Source organism: Solibacillus sp. FSL H8-0538 (assembly GCF_038003525.1).
Classification (GTDB): domain Bacteria; phylum Bacillota; class Bacilli; order Bacillales_A; family Planococcaceae; genus JBBOPI01.
Genome location: NZ_JBBOPI010000001.1, coordinates 2,570,111 through 2,583,942, shown reverse-complemented (window position 1 = coordinate 2,583,942; position 13,832 = coordinate 2,570,111). Strand labels below are relative to the sequence as shown.

Genomic DNA, 13,832 nt, shown 5'->3' with positions numbered 1-13,832 from the left:
AAGAATAATATATCACCTATAATTTATAAGTAATTCATTTATAAGTAAAATAAATTCCAACAAGACACTATTTTTGTATTTATCCTTATATTATGTACAATCAGGTTGCACATGGAGCTGTAGACACCATTTTAGAGAAAGAGAGTATAAAATATTTTGTGTGAATTAAAAAGTCCATCAAGCAACAGACGCTGAAGTAGGTCAAAAAGCGCTTGATACGTTCTATGAAAAATGGGAAAAGTCGTGAAATCCTGGCGAGAAAAACACTATCTACTCACGTTTTATGACTTTCCCAAAGACATTTGGCGAAGTATTTATTCGACCAATTTAATCGAGTCCTTTAATAAACAAATCAAGAAATATACGAAACGTAAAGAACAATTTCCGAACGAAGAATCACTGGAACGCTTTCTAGTGACGCAATTTGAAAATGACAACGAGCGACTCGTCACACGTTGTCATATTGGGTTTAATAAAGCACGTGCAGCACTCGGGGAAATGTTTGGAAATTTGAAATCGAAGTTAGGGCAACCAAATCCAACCTTCGAACAAATTCAATTGAATACAATAGTGACGATCCACTTGAAAAGGTTGAAAAGTCATTTACATAAAAACATTGACAGTCCCTACTAAAATTTTCTAAGTTCACGACTTTATTTGGCATAGACAGTTGAATACAGTTATTAATTTCACTGGGTGTTACGGGCTGGTTAACTGCAATGTTTTCTAGGATTTTATATAGAACTTGTGTAATTGAATCAGGAAAAACAGAATCGTCTATTCAGCATAATTAATATACATAGAAAACACTAAGAAAATCTTAAGAATTTGTGTGTGCGTTTGTTAAGATTTAATTAGTATTATATCCTTATACGAATCCTATAGGGGGGATCAATTGAACCTAAAGAGATGGAGGAGTGAATGTAGTTGAACATTTTGATTTGTGATGATGATAAAGAAATTGTAAGGGCGATTAGCATTTATTTAGAAAATGAGGGATATCAAGTATTCAAAGCTTTCAATGGGATAGAGGCAATCGATCTTATTCGAGATCACATTATTCACCTAATTATTATGGATATTATGATGCCAAAAATGGATGGGATTACGGCGACGATGAAGATTCGGCAAAATAATATGATTCCGTTAATTATGCTTTCTGCTAAGTCGGAGGATTATGACAAAATACTCGGATTAAATATCGGAGCAGATGATTATATGGCCAAGCCGTTTAATCCATTAGAACTTGTGGCTAGAGTGAAATCGCAGCTAAGAAGGTATACGACATTTGGGAGTCTTGAGGTGAGTAGTTATGTATTGCAAACGGGCGGGCTTATGATTGATGATGAACAGAAAGTCATTACCGTTGATAAACAAGAGGTTCATTTGACACCAGTGCAGTATAAAATTTTAAAGCTTCTCACAGCAAATGCGGGGAGAGTATTCACAATTGAAGAGATTTATGAAAAGGTATGGAATGAAAGGGCCATTAATCCAGAAAATACGGTTTCGGTTCATATTCGAAAGATTCGAGAAAAAATTGAAATTAATCCGAAAGAGCCGAAGTATTTAAAAGTTGTATGGGGAGTTGGGTATAAGGTTGAGAAATATTAGTCATGCACTCATTACGAAAGTGGTTGTGTTTCTGATTGCCATCGTTTGTTTAACTGGTACAGTGAAGGCAATTATCGACATGGAAGTAAATGAAGTTCATCTTAGTAGTATAAATCAAGATAATTATTTTGAAAGCCGAGCATTCGCTGATGAAAGTTACAGCCTTATTGCCTCCTTAGCGCAATTAACCGGAAAATACAAAAGTGAAGAACATATTTTAAGCGGTAAGACACTAACTGAAGAAGATTTTAGAGTAATCGAAGAAAATTTATTTAATGATTTCCGTTATTCATACAGATATAATCCAAATTTGAGTGAAGTAGAAAATAATCGTATATTTCAAGAAAAATATGCAGATGACATAAATCGTAAAAAAGACGAAAGCATGAAAGAGCAAGTAAGGGAATTTTATCGGTTACTCGGCACACTAGAAGCATATGAAGGAATCGTGTTTTATGCGAGTGACGGTGAACATGTATTCTCCAATAGTGAACTAAATAAGAAAGAGCAATTTGAATCATTTGGTGCATATATGCTATTTAAGGACTATCAGCAAAAACTTTACCCAAATGAAGTGAAAGAGAGTCAATACTTGAATTACTTTATGCACGAAGTTGAAAAGTTGAATCCTCAAACAGACGCCATTTATGTGGCATATAAAGAATCTTTCTTACAACAAAAAATACAGGAATGGGAAAAAGACAAAGCGATTGCTAAAAGTTTTCTTAATGAATTCATTGTATTTCTAGCAGGATTTATTTTATCTTTTGTTTATTTAATCATGGTTATTGGAAGAACGTCATTTAAAGATAAAGAAACGCATTTTCATGTCATTGACAAACTATATAATGATCTCAATATTGTGATAGTCGTTTGTTTAACAGCGATGTGGATAGCAGTGATTATTGAAGTGTTGCATGATATGTACTTGCTTCTCACGGTACCTGTTTTAAGCATTGGCTTACTGATGATTTTATCGCTCGTAAAGCATTTCAAAAATAGAACATTACTTCAGCATACACTTATCTATCAACTATTTAAGAAGGTTTTTCTTGCGGTGAAAAATGTCTTTGATAGTGGCAGTATCGGTGTGAAAACCGTGCTACTTGTCATTGGCTATCCAGTAATAGTTGCGGCAACGTTTTTCATATTTCCGATTACCATTGGTCTAGCAGCCTGGTTTGCGCTAAAAAAGGTGAAGTCGTTTAACCGCATTAAAGAGGGCGTAGAGCAAATTAAGAATGGAGACCTTCATCATCGAATTGAAGTAGATGGAAAAGGGGAGATTAGCCGACTTACAGCGAATATTAATAGTATTACAGTTGGGTTAAAAAAGTCGGTGGATAGTGAGATTAAGAGCGAGCGTTTAAAAACAGAGCTCATTACGAATGTTTCGCATGATATTAGAACGCCATTAACGTCAATTATTACGTATGTTGATTTATTAAAAATAGAAAACGACCCAGAAAAAATTGCTGAATATGTAGACGTGTTAGATCAAAAATCGAAAAGACTCAAGCACTTAACGGATGATTTATTTGAAGCGGCTAAAGCGGCAAGTGGAAGTATACCTGTTCAGATAGAACGGATTGACATCGTATCATTGCTAACGCAAGGAATAGGAGAAATGGATGAAAAAATTGAAGCGTCGGCATTAGATTTTAAGTTAGCCTACCCATCAGAAAAAGTGTATGTGAAAGCTGATGGTAAACTACTATGGCGCTCCGTCGAAAACTTATTCTCGAATATTTTTAAATACGCACAGCCTGCATCAAGGGTGTATATTGATGTTGAAGATTTAGGGAATGAAATACTCGTGACATTTAAAAATATTTCAGCATACGAATTAAATATTTCGGCAGAAGAGCTAATGGAACGCTTTAAACGAGGAGATGAATCGAGATCAAGTCAAGGAAGCGGATTAGGCTTGTCGATTGCGGAAAGCCTTATTCACATCCAGTACGGAAAGTTCATAGTTCAAGTAGATGGCGATTTATTTAAGGCGATGATTTATCTACCGAAATTTCCAAATGAATAATGTAGCAAAGGAATAGGATATATGAGTGTCCTATTCTTTTTCTTTGTATAGGTGTAGCTAATAAAAGTGATAGAGATGTTGTTGGAAAATTTCAATGTTCTTCAGGTTTAGAAAAACATGCTTATGCTAGAGAATTAGAGGATTGTGGATATTTAGAAAAAAATACTGAATGTAATTATCGACGCACAAATCGAAAATTATAATCAAATTTCAAAGGTACATTATTGTTGTGAAATGGACAAGGTACTTTTGTTTTCATAAAAAACCGCACTTAGACAAATAAAGGTGAACCGTATCATAAGTAAGTACGGTTTTTAGAGGAGTATCATTCATATATAAGAATGATGCTCTTTAATTTTGTTCTAGAACCAATTTGAGGAATATATTATACTCTCGCTGATATATGTAGACATGTAAAAAAGATTGGTCATAATAATGAGTGATAATTTGTAATATAGTTTGATTAAATTGATGCTAGAATTGCGTATTTTACGGTGTTTATCTTTACACTACCTCCTGAGGTTTTAAACATTTTATACTCGAAAAACCCAGATTTTAAGATAGGTAATGAAATTTATTAAGTTCATAAAACACTATTTGTCAATAAAGAACTTATTTACCTGCTTTTTCACCTTACATTTTCCGCAAAGGTGTTTCTTTTGAGTATTTTGCATTCGCTCCCAGTCCACCGGCGTTAATGCATCCCCAAACTTCTCCATTTTAATTAATTTCCCACAAGCATCGCATAATACTAAACGAATTTGAGATATTGGCATTATTCTCTCTCCTTTTTATGTGTGTAATAATAACTAACTACCATCTATTTAAAATACAAATAGTGGTACAATTGGAATTGTATTTAATGATTTAAGGTAGTCATTTATTTTTATATTACGTATTCGATTGGTCATAATACGTCCAATCGAAACGGTAGTATTAGTCATATCGAGGTGATGCAATGAGTCAGGAGAAACAGAATCAGATTAGACGCATTCTTTCGATGTATGATCGCTTGAAAAATGGAGAGAGCCTTGTAAAAAGGGAAGAGGCCGATCGATTTCAAATTAGTGAAAAGTCCATTCAGCGAGATCTTGAAAATATTCGTGATTACATTGAAAAGGAAAAGCAAAATGAATATTTGGATTATAACAGAGTAAAAAAGGCTTACGTATTACAAACGGAGCAGCCATCTTGGTTGAAAAATGAAGAGATTTTCGCTGTATTAAAGGTGCTGATTGAATCACGTGCATTTCCAAAGCATGAAATGGATTCAATTATTAAGAAATTGACACATCTAGCTTATAAAGAGGACCGCACTGTCATCAAGCAGATGATGTCGAATGAAAGGCAATTGTATGTCGAGTTAAATCATAAAAAGGATTTGCTAGATGTACTATGGCAACTTTCATTGGCAATCCAATCGAAAAAGGTTATTAGGATGCATTATTTACGTGAATTTGATAAGCAGTCAAATGAACGCATGGTTAAGCCAGTGGGAATTATTTTTTCGGAATATTATTTTTATTTGATTGCTTATCCTCTGAAAACGGACTTTGATTTTCCGACGATTTATCGCATAGACCGTATCCAACATTTCGAGCAAACATCTGTCTCGTTTACCGTGCCGTATCATGAACGCTTCCAAGAAGGTGAATTCCGCAAGCGCGTGCAGTTTATGTATACGGGCGAGTTAATGACGATTAAGTTCCGCTTTACTGGTCCTTCACCACAGGCAGTGCTAGATCGTTTACCAACTGCAAAGGTTATTAAGAAGGCAGATGATGGTGTGATTTTTGAGGCTGAGGTGTTTGGTAAGGGGATTAAGATGTGGCTGTTGAGTCAAGGGGAGCATGTTGAGGTGTTGGAGCCGGTTGGATTTAGGGATGAGATTGTTGGGAGTGTTGAGAGAATACTAGAGGCTTATTCTAGAGCTTTCAACAAGTAATAATCATGAGAAAGTGAGTGGAAACAGTATGTCATTAATGGATATGTTAGGAAAACTCGCAAAAAAAGCGATAGCGGAAGCGCCGAATTTAATGGCTAAAGCTGCAGCAGAGGCAGCGAAGAGGCAAGCTGAAATGAAAAAGCGTTCACCCTCTATTTCAAATAGCTTTGATCAAATGCAGGGAGAGAAAAAGTATGGTGGATTTACATTAGATCAGTGGGATAAACGTTGGATTCGACTTGGGAATTTAGAAGATTTAACGATTGAAAATTTAAAACCATACAACAAATCAATCGGATTATATAAGGCAACGGAGAATGGAACGGTTAAGTATATCGGCCGCGCGATTGAATATAATAACGGCGGTTTTCGAAAGCGTTTACGAGATTATGTAAGACCAAGCGATAGTGGAAGAAAACATCAATCTGGTCAAAGAATGAATTCCAATGCAGAGAATCTTGTGATTTCGATATTAATTGTAGGTAATTCTGTAGCACAAGTGGAAACGGTAAAGGAATTAGAAAAAACGATGATTCAGCGTTATGGCAATGTTTCTGAAATTTGGAATGTGCAAAGGAATTGAGGTAGTAATTTAAATAATGAGATGAAATATATGACTACCAAACTAACAAATCCACGTACAAAAATTTGTGTGATGTGTCGTCATTGGAATGGTCCAGTTGGTGGTTTACATGTAAAGCCGCGCGTCAATTCACCAAACTTTTTTAACTTTGATCCGAACGAAAGGCAAACGTGCTATAAATATCATTTTGTTCGTGCTGCATGGACTTCATGTACGAACTGGGAGCAGAGGTATTAGCTGAATGACAATTATTTCTCAACAACTAAAGTTCAATAAAATGGGCATTTAGTGAAGGGAAATAGTAAAAAATTAAATGCACAATAAAAATGAATTATTTCAATTTATCGAGTTTTTATAACGATAATAGACATTATATGTCCAAGCAGATTTGTAAGATAAAGATTATTTTAGTCTAGATAATTGAACATTAATTTTCAGTAATTATTAAATTAATTAAGACTTTAGGCATAAATATTCGTTTTTATTTGTGTGAAAAGACTTTAGTGGCGAGGGATATATGATACATTTTATATGGGATTATTGTAAATTTATTGATATGAACTGTAATACGAAAGGGGCGTCAAATTTTGCTTATTTCGAAAGAGAAAATAGAAACAAAACTTGAAAATATTATTCATTTGCCATTATTACAACTGGCGAATTATGCTAACTTCACACAACGTGCTAAGGATTTATTAAATCAGTTAAATGAAAAGGAATTTCGAATTACAGTTGTAGGGGAATTTAGTGCGGGTAAATCAACGTTTTTAAACGCATTAATTGGAAAAGATATATTACCTCACTCGGTCAATGAAACGACAGCGACGGTTACTTATATTAAAAATGTACGAGCGACAGATTCGCTTTGCAACAAAGTGAAAATCGAGTTTTTCGGAAATAAGATGCCGATAATAACAGAGTTACCAAAGGATGCAAATGGCTTAACAGAATATGTGACAACGATGGCAAAGGACATAAATGTTGTGGAGGAAGTTGCGTCCGTTACAATTCATGTCAATTTTCCATATACGGATGAACCAATCGTATTTGTTGATACACCAGGATTAAACGGTGTTGCAAAGGGTCATTATGAGCGTACACGTTATGAAATTCAACGTGCGCATACAAGTATATATTTATTACATACGCGGGGGTTATCGCAATCAAATGTCGCAATGTACGAGCTATTAAAGCAATATCAGTCCTCATTTGTATTTGTTATTAATGCGATCGATACGTTAAAGCAGTCAGAAGGCGAAACAATCGAGCTTAAGGTAAAGGAGTTAAAAGAGCAACTTGCCACAATTGGTGTAGAAAATAATCCTACAATTATGGGTGTTTCTGCGCTACTTGCATTAACAGCAAAAGATGAAGCTATTCAGCAGCTGTTCGAAGGAGACATAGAGCCATTAACTGCTGAGCGCAGGGAGCAGTTGTTACAGCGTTCAAATTTCTCGCAAATAGAGAACGAAATTTGGCACCGTCTAGCGACTAGCGACAAAGAGAAGCTAAAGCATGAAAACATTGAAAAGAAATTTGAAAGCTTAGTAAAGGAAATTATCGTTGAATTTGAAGAGCAAGTAACGATCCATCAGGTAACAATCGACGACAAGCAGCTAAGTGAAATTAATTTGCGCTTAAATCAAGCTCAGCAGTCCAAAGAAGATAATTTAAAAAGCTTACAGAATTTTACCACTGCCAAAAAATCCGATATTCGATCAATGCTAATCGGTCAAGTGAAGCAGGATTTACAAAAAACGCAGGTAATAGTAGAGGACATTGTAACAACTGAAATTACAAAACTTATGCGCTCAAATGAAGATCCTGAAATTTTGTTAAAGGGATTACAAAATCAGGTGACACATTTTATGAGGCTTAAGGAGCAGGATCTTACAAAAGGCTATGGTGATTCTTTAATTCAGCTGTTGTCAGATTTATACGAAAGTGCGGTGCTTCGTATTGAAAAGCATTATCCGAAAATCGCCATATCAAAGCAAGGAATCAATTTTTCAGTCAAATTAGGGAAGGCGAATTTAGAAGACTTAAGCCTAGTACAAAAAATTACAGAAAAAAACCATCAAGTGACACAAGCTTCAAAAGAGCAGGAGCAGGCGATGAAGATGTACAAGGAATCTCAAAGGCATTTGAGGGATGACAAAGATCATGTCGATTCTTTGCAGGGACAAAAACAGCAAGTAATGTCCGCCCAGCAGCGCCAGCTAAAAAGCTTAGGGAATCGTCCAACGCCTGTGCAAAAAACAGAATCCTATACGGTGGAAAAATCAGGATTATGGAGTTCTGTTAAGAGCTTTTTCGGAGGAAGTCCTTCCTATGAAACACGTACTCGTACTGTAACTGACACTTCTGCCCGTGAGCGCTGGGATACGCAAGAAGCACGTATTAAGCGAGACTTTAGCAATCAAGAAAAATCTATTACAGCGAGTTTAAATGCTGTACAGGAGCGATTAAAAAGGTCGCAATCCACAGTGCTACAAAACGAGAGCCGTGTTGAATCTTATGAGCAAAAAGTGAAATCCCTTATGCGAGATTTAGAGATTTTACAAAAGGAAAAGCAGGCAATTTATGATAAAAACAAGCGCCTGTATTACGAAAAACAACGTAAAGATTTGCTTGATGCGGTGGCGGATTATTTAGCGGGAGACTTAACGAGCTTCTATCGTAAGGAAATTGACGGTATTTTATTGCAAGAATTACAGCAAATTGATCAGGCAATCGGTAAGCATTACGAGCAGTCGTACAATGAATATACAAAGAAACTAACAAAGCTAAAGCAACAGGTTATGAAAGAGGCTGTGCCACAGGAACGTGAACAGGCAGAAAAAGAATTAGCAATTGTAAAGAAAGCATTAGCGTAGGGGGAATCATTGATGAATCAGCATTTACAACAGCATCAGCAACGTAAGGATGCATTAATTTCATTATTAAATCGTTCGAAGGAATATTTTCATGCAATCGGTGAGGATGGAAAAGTTTCAAGCTTAAATCAGTTTGTGACGGATTTAACAAATGGCGATTTCTCTATTGTAATTGTAGGTGAATTTAGTGCAGGTAAATCTACATTTTTAAACGCAGTGATGGGTGATCGTTATTTACCCTCATTTACAAGTGAAACGACAGCGACAATTAACTATATAAAACATCCGACAAAATCACCAAATGGTCACACGCTGCAAATTGATTATAAAAATCCAACAACACCGACAAAATATGGTGAGGCAACAAAGCAAGAAATAGCACAAAATGTATCGACATTAGGCGGTGAGCAAGTCGTACAAGATATCGAATCGGTTACATTATACTTGGATTCCCCATTATTAAAGCAAGGCATTACACTTGTTGATAGCCCAGGTTTAAACGGAATTGCAAAAGGACATGCAGAAGTAACAGAGCGCCAAATTGAGCGTTCACATGCTTGTGTTTATATGTTCGCTGCCTCACAGCCAGGTTCTAAATCGGATTTTGAAACCCTTGCGAAACTGTCTGAACGTTTCGATAATATTTTCCTAGTATTAAACCAAATTGACAAAATTAAAAAATCTGAAGAAACAGTGGAATCGGTTGTTGAGCGTTTACGTGAAAACTATTTATCGTTCTTCCCAGATCACAAAATGCCAGAAATTTATCCAATCGCAGCATATCCAGCATTAGTAGCACGTACGAAGGAACAGTTAGAGTACCCTGACAACTCGATGCAAAAGGATCATGATTCAGAAGCACGTGCGAAATTTTTACAGCTTTCTCGCATTGAAACGCTTGAATCGCGATTATGGAAATTCATCACAGATGGAGAAAAGACGATTCAGGAGCTTTTAGCACCTGCTGAAATGATGCATCATGAATTAGCTAAACGTAGCGCTTTTATTAAAGAAACAATACAAAAACTTGAAGACGCGCAGGATGCTGAGGAAATTAATGAGCGTATTCAAAGTGTGGAAGGTGATATAGACGCGATTCGTCAGCAACTGGAACAACAAAAAGGAACGATTCGTTTAGAAGTAAAAGAGCTTGTAGCGGATTTAGAAAATGATGTGAAAGCACGTATCGAGGCATTGCGTATAAAGCTTGGCTCAAAAATTAATACGTTTAATGATTTAGATCATTTACAAGTACAAATTGAGCGTATAAATAAGCAGGTTAACCGTGAGTGCGAGGAATTAGTATCAGAATTAGACGAAGATTTTACGACCTCAATTCGTAAAAAAATTAAATCGAAATATAAAGAAATTGCAATTGTTGCAAATGACAAATTTGAACAAACGGGCGTTCAAGCCAATTCAGTCCGTAATCTCGTATTTGAAGTAAATACCGATATGAACGTTGATATGGATCAATATGAAAAAGAAAAGAAAAAGCTAGAGGAAAAAATTAGTAGTTTGCGTCAAAAATCTGAAGGGGTCGAATTAAAACGTTTAGAAGCACGTAAAATTCAAAAGGAAATGGAAACTTTAGATGAAGAATTATTGAAAATTCAAAATGAAGAAATGGTGAAAATGCAAATGCTTGGCGCTCGTCCAACCGTTGAGCGCTACGAAAAAAAAGATTACCGCGAAAAAAAACGTGGCGGTGTGTTTGGCGGCATTGGTAATTTTTTATTCGGTGCGAATACAGAAGTATATGAGTTTACAGAATATGATGATACAGCACAAGTTCAGTATGACAAAGAGCGAGTAAGCTTACGTGAAGATATTCAGAAGCGTCAAAACCGAGTAGATGATGTGAAGAAAGCATTAAGGAGTAAAAATCATACTGATCAAGATGTATTTGATCTTGAGATGCAGCAAATTCGACAGCTAGAAGAACGCATTCAAAAAGAGCGTGAACGCTATATTGAGGAATATAGTGACAAAATTCAAAAGGAACAACAAACAGTATTAACGAATATTCGCTATGAGTTTGAAGATTACATTTCAAGCGTAGGTAAAGAAATTTTAAAAACAGTGCGTGCCAATATTAAAGAAAAAGAGGATACGATTACGAATGTTATCGTGTCTACACTAGAAGAGCAGTTTGAAAAGCAGTCACAGGAAAAAAAATCAGAGCTTCAACAGCTGATCGACATTTTACAATCTGGAGAAACAGAGCGAGCTGCGAAGCGTGAAGAACTAAAAGAAGAGCAAAATCAATTAAAAGAAATTGCAAAAGATGTAAATCAATTCATTTCTGAAATTCAGTCGATTCAAGTAAACGTTATCGAGCAAGCGGCAAAACAAACAACTTTTATATGATAGGAGAAAATATAATGCAGCAAAAAATTAATCAATTTATAGAAATTGCAGAATTTCTACAAGACGGTGTTGCGTTAGACAAAATCGCAACATTAAATGAAAAATTAAATGAGCAACAGTTTTACATTCCGATTATCGGTCAGTTTTCATCTGGAAAATCGAGCTTAATTAACAATTTAATGGGGCGTCGAATTTTACCGACGATGTTAAGTGAAACGACAGCATATACGACGTTTATTTCGTATGGAGAATCGGAATATGCAGAAATTGTAACAAATATGGTGTCCTATCAATTTCCTATTCAAAATCTAATGGAGCTTAGCCAGCGAAACCTACAAACAGAGACGTCCGTTAGTGAAATTTTGAATGTACCGCGCGTATTAAATTCTGATATTTTATGCATTAATGTGTATTTAAATCATCCAATGTTAAAAACGGGTATCGTATTTGTCGATACACCGGGATTAAATACAGTTATATCGACGCATGAAAACCGTACGATGGACATTTTACCAAAAGCACATGCTATTTTGTATGTGCTAGGGAAAGCATTAACTGCAGCGGATGTTCGATTGATTTCCTCAATTGATCAAATGGGTATTGATTTAGTATTTATTCGTACTAAAATCGACCAATTACGCCGCGATGAAAATGACACACCTGCGAAAATAATGTTCGAGGATAAAGAACAGTTAGAGCAATCCATCGGTCGAAGTGCAACGTATTTTGGTGTGACAAACGAGGAAGAGCTACTAGAGTTCCCACATTGGCGTACATTAATGGACATAATTGAGCAGTATTTTGAACAGCAATTTGTGCAAAATATTGAAAAGCAGCGTCAATCGAGTATTGCGCGCCGTTTAGAGCAAGTAAAAATGAGTTTTTTAACAAATTTAGATGAGCGTAAAAAGCAATTAGAAGTTAGTCGTAGTGTCTCAGATCAAGACATTCAGCAAAAAATTAAGAGCCTGCAACAAGAAATTGAATATGTTGATTCGCGTGTAAAAAGTAAAGAAAAAAACTTCCATTTATCTTTCGAAGCGACAAAAGAAGCAATTTTAGGTAATTATGAAGCACAGCAATATATTGTTGTGCAGCAATATCGTCAATCGTTAGGTGAATATACAACGATTGAAGCCTTACAGAAGGCAGCTGAAGTTGTAGCGGAAAAGCATATTACTGCAGCAACTGATACATTAAAAGTTGATACAAATCAAATGTTAAATGCATTTTTACAACGGGCAGCGAGCGAAACAAATGAAGCGCTTCATAATGAAGTCGAGCAGTTCTCATTAGGTGATATGCCGAATGTTCATTTGCAAGTTGAAGTGCCAACAATTTCGGATGTTTTTGTACAAGGAGAATTTATTCAAGAAAAGATCGATTCTCAAGTATTATATGCCGAAAAATTACAGGAAATTGAACAAAAGCGACTGGAATTTGAAGGACAAGCTGAATCGATTGGTGAGCAAATGCAGCTTACACAAGTAGAAATGCAAAGCCTAGGAAACTACGAGGCAAAATATATTGAAAAGAAAAATGATAATAATCAGGAAACAATGAAAAAATTAGGGAATCTTGTGGACTGGGCCTTAGTATTTGTTCCGGGGAAAGCACTTTCAACAGGCGCAGTGAAATTAGCAGGTACTGTGACAAAAGTAGCGCAAGGAACAAAGTATGTACAACAAGCCGCAAAAGTAGCAGCAGGCATTCAAAAAACGGGAGAGGTTTTATCAAAGGTAGATAAATATAAAGATTTAGTAAAGACGTTTGATGCTTCACAAAAAAGCATTGTAAGAAATCCAACAATGCCAAATGAAAATGTCAATCTATTAAATATGCTGTCATTAGAATATTGGTTCGGACAAGTTGGAAAAGCGATAGATGGCCCACCGCAGCTTGTAGAGGACGAGCAATATCGTCAAGCTTATTTACGGGAAAAAGAAGCGATACAAGCAAAGGTCGAGCATACGAAGCAGCTTGAATTAATGCGTCTGCAGCAGTTAGATATGTTAAACACACGTGAGGAAAAACTTCGTGAGCAAATGCTACTTCAAGAAAAGTACGAGCAACAAATGAAGCAGCAATTATATGAAGTAGAACGTAAGCATGAGCAAAAAATGAAAGAGCAACAAGTAACGCAGTACCGCCAACAATTAATCGCCAGCTTTGAATTACAAATGAAGCAGCTTTTCTCAAGCTATCGTTCAAACGTTGCAACGTATTTAGAACGCTTTATTCAGCATATGCCTGCTGTTATTTCATTAAATTTACAAAAGCAACTGCATACGCAAAAAACGCAACTAGAAGAGCTTATCGAAACGCGTCAGCAAAATCAAGAACAGCAATTAGTATATGAACAGCAATTGTTTAGTCATATACACACATTACGCAGTTAGGAGCATT

9 protein-coding genes and 1 pseudogene are annotated in these 13,832 nt (G+C 35.8%); 9 read left to right on the top strand and 1 reads right to left on the bottom strand.

Features of this window, described 5'->3' with window-relative positions:
* Positions 1 to 172: 172 nt before the first annotated feature.
* The 3 genes and pseudogenes from MHH87_RS12260 to MHH87_RS12250 all read left to right on the top strand — a co-directional run.
* Positions 173 to 504, top strand: a pseudogene (locus MHH87_RS12260) (transposase); the annotation flags it as partial.
* Between the two features lie 423 nt (positions 505 to 927).
* Complete coding sequence (locus MHH87_RS12255; protein ID WP_340749590.1) at positions 928 to 1,614, top strand: response regulator transcription factor; 687 nt, start codon at positions 928 to 930, stop codon at positions 1,612 to 1,614.
* Complete coding sequence (locus MHH87_RS12250) at positions 1,601 to 3,652, top strand: HAMP domain-containing sensor histidine kinase (protein ID WP_340749589.1); 2,052 nt, start codon at positions 1,601 to 1,603, stop codon at positions 3,650 to 3,652. Before MHH87_RS12255 ends, MHH87_RS12250 begins: the two co-directional genes overlap by 14 nt.
* Before the next feature lie 593 nt (positions 3,653 to 4,245).
* Here the strand turns inward: MHH87_RS12250 and MHH87_RS12245 are convergent.
* On the bottom strand, positions 4,246 to 4,428 hold the full coding sequence (locus tag MHH87_RS12245) for a hypothetical protein (protein WP_340749588.1): 183 nt from the start codon (positions 4,426 to 4,428) through the stop codon (positions 4,246 to 4,248).
* Between the two features lie 182 nt (positions 4,429 to 4,610).
* Between MHH87_RS12245 and MHH87_RS12240 the strand changes: the two genes are divergently transcribed.
* The 6 genes from MHH87_RS12240 to MHH87_RS12215 all read left to right on the top strand — a co-directional run bounded on the left by MHH87_RS12240 (position 4,611) and on the right by MHH87_RS12215 (position 13,825).
* Positions 4,611 to 5,597, top strand: a complete 987-nt coding sequence (locus MHH87_RS12240) for a helix-turn-helix transcriptional regulator (RefSeq protein WP_340749587.1) — start codon at positions 4,611 to 4,613, stop codon at positions 5,595 to 5,597.
* Between the two features lie 28 nt (positions 5,598 to 5,625).
* The gene (locus MHH87_RS12235) at positions 5,626 to 6,180 is read left to right on the top strand and encodes a hypothetical protein (RefSeq protein WP_340749586.1); all 555 of its coding nucleotides are present in this window, start codon (positions 5,626 to 5,628) and stop codon (positions 6,178 to 6,180) included.
* 30 nt (positions 6,181 to 6,210) lie between these two features.
* Positions 6,211 to 6,417, top strand: coding sequence for a hypothetical protein (locus MHH87_RS12230; protein ID WP_340749585.1), 207 nt, complete (start codon positions 6,211 to 6,213; stop codon positions 6,415 to 6,417).
* 350 nt (positions 6,418 to 6,767) lie between these two features.
* The gene (locus MHH87_RS12225; RefSeq protein WP_340749584.1) at positions 6,768 to 9,056 is read left to right on the top strand and encodes a dynamin family protein; all 2,289 of its coding nucleotides are present in this window, start codon (positions 6,768 to 6,770) and stop codon (positions 9,054 to 9,056) included.
* A 12-nt stretch (positions 9,057 to 9,068) separates the two neighbouring features.
* Positions 9,069 to 11,426 (top strand): dynamin family protein, encoded by a 2,358-nt coding sequence (locus MHH87_RS12220; RefSeq protein WP_340749583.1) that lies wholly within the window; start codon positions 9,069 to 9,071, stop codon positions 11,424 to 11,426.
* Positions 11,427 to 11,440: 14 nt separating this feature from the next.
* The gene (locus MHH87_RS12215) at positions 11,441 to 13,825 is read left to right on the top strand and encodes a dynamin family protein (protein ID WP_340749582.1); all 2,385 of its coding nucleotides are present in this window, start codon (positions 11,441 to 11,443) and stop codon (positions 13,823 to 13,825) included.
* Positions 13,826 to 13,832 lie beyond the last annotated feature (7 nt).

Coding starts and splice junctions, on each gene's coding strand:
- MHH87_RS12245 (WP_340749588.1), bottom strand. CDS start 4,428: ATGCCAATATCTCAAATTCGTTTAGTATTATGCGATGCTTGTGGGAAA.
- MHH87_RS12240 (WP_340749587.1), top strand. CDS start 4,611: ATGAGTCAGGAGAAACAGAATCAGATTAGACGCATTCTTTCGATGTAT.
- MHH87_RS12235 (WP_340749586.1), top strand. CDS start 5,626: ATGTCATTAATGGATATGTTAGGAAAACTCGCAAAAAAAGCGATAGCG.
- MHH87_RS12230 (WP_340749585.1), top strand. CDS start 6,211: ATGACTACCAAACTAACAAATCCACGTACAAAAATTTGTGTGATGTGT.
- MHH87_RS12220 (WP_340749583.1), top strand. CDS start 9,069: ATGAATCAGCATTTACAACAGCATCAGCAACGTAAGGATGCATTAATT.
- MHH87_RS12215 (WP_340749582.1), top strand. CDS start 11,441: ATGCAGCAAAAAATTAATCAATTTATAGAAATTGCAGAATTTCTACAA.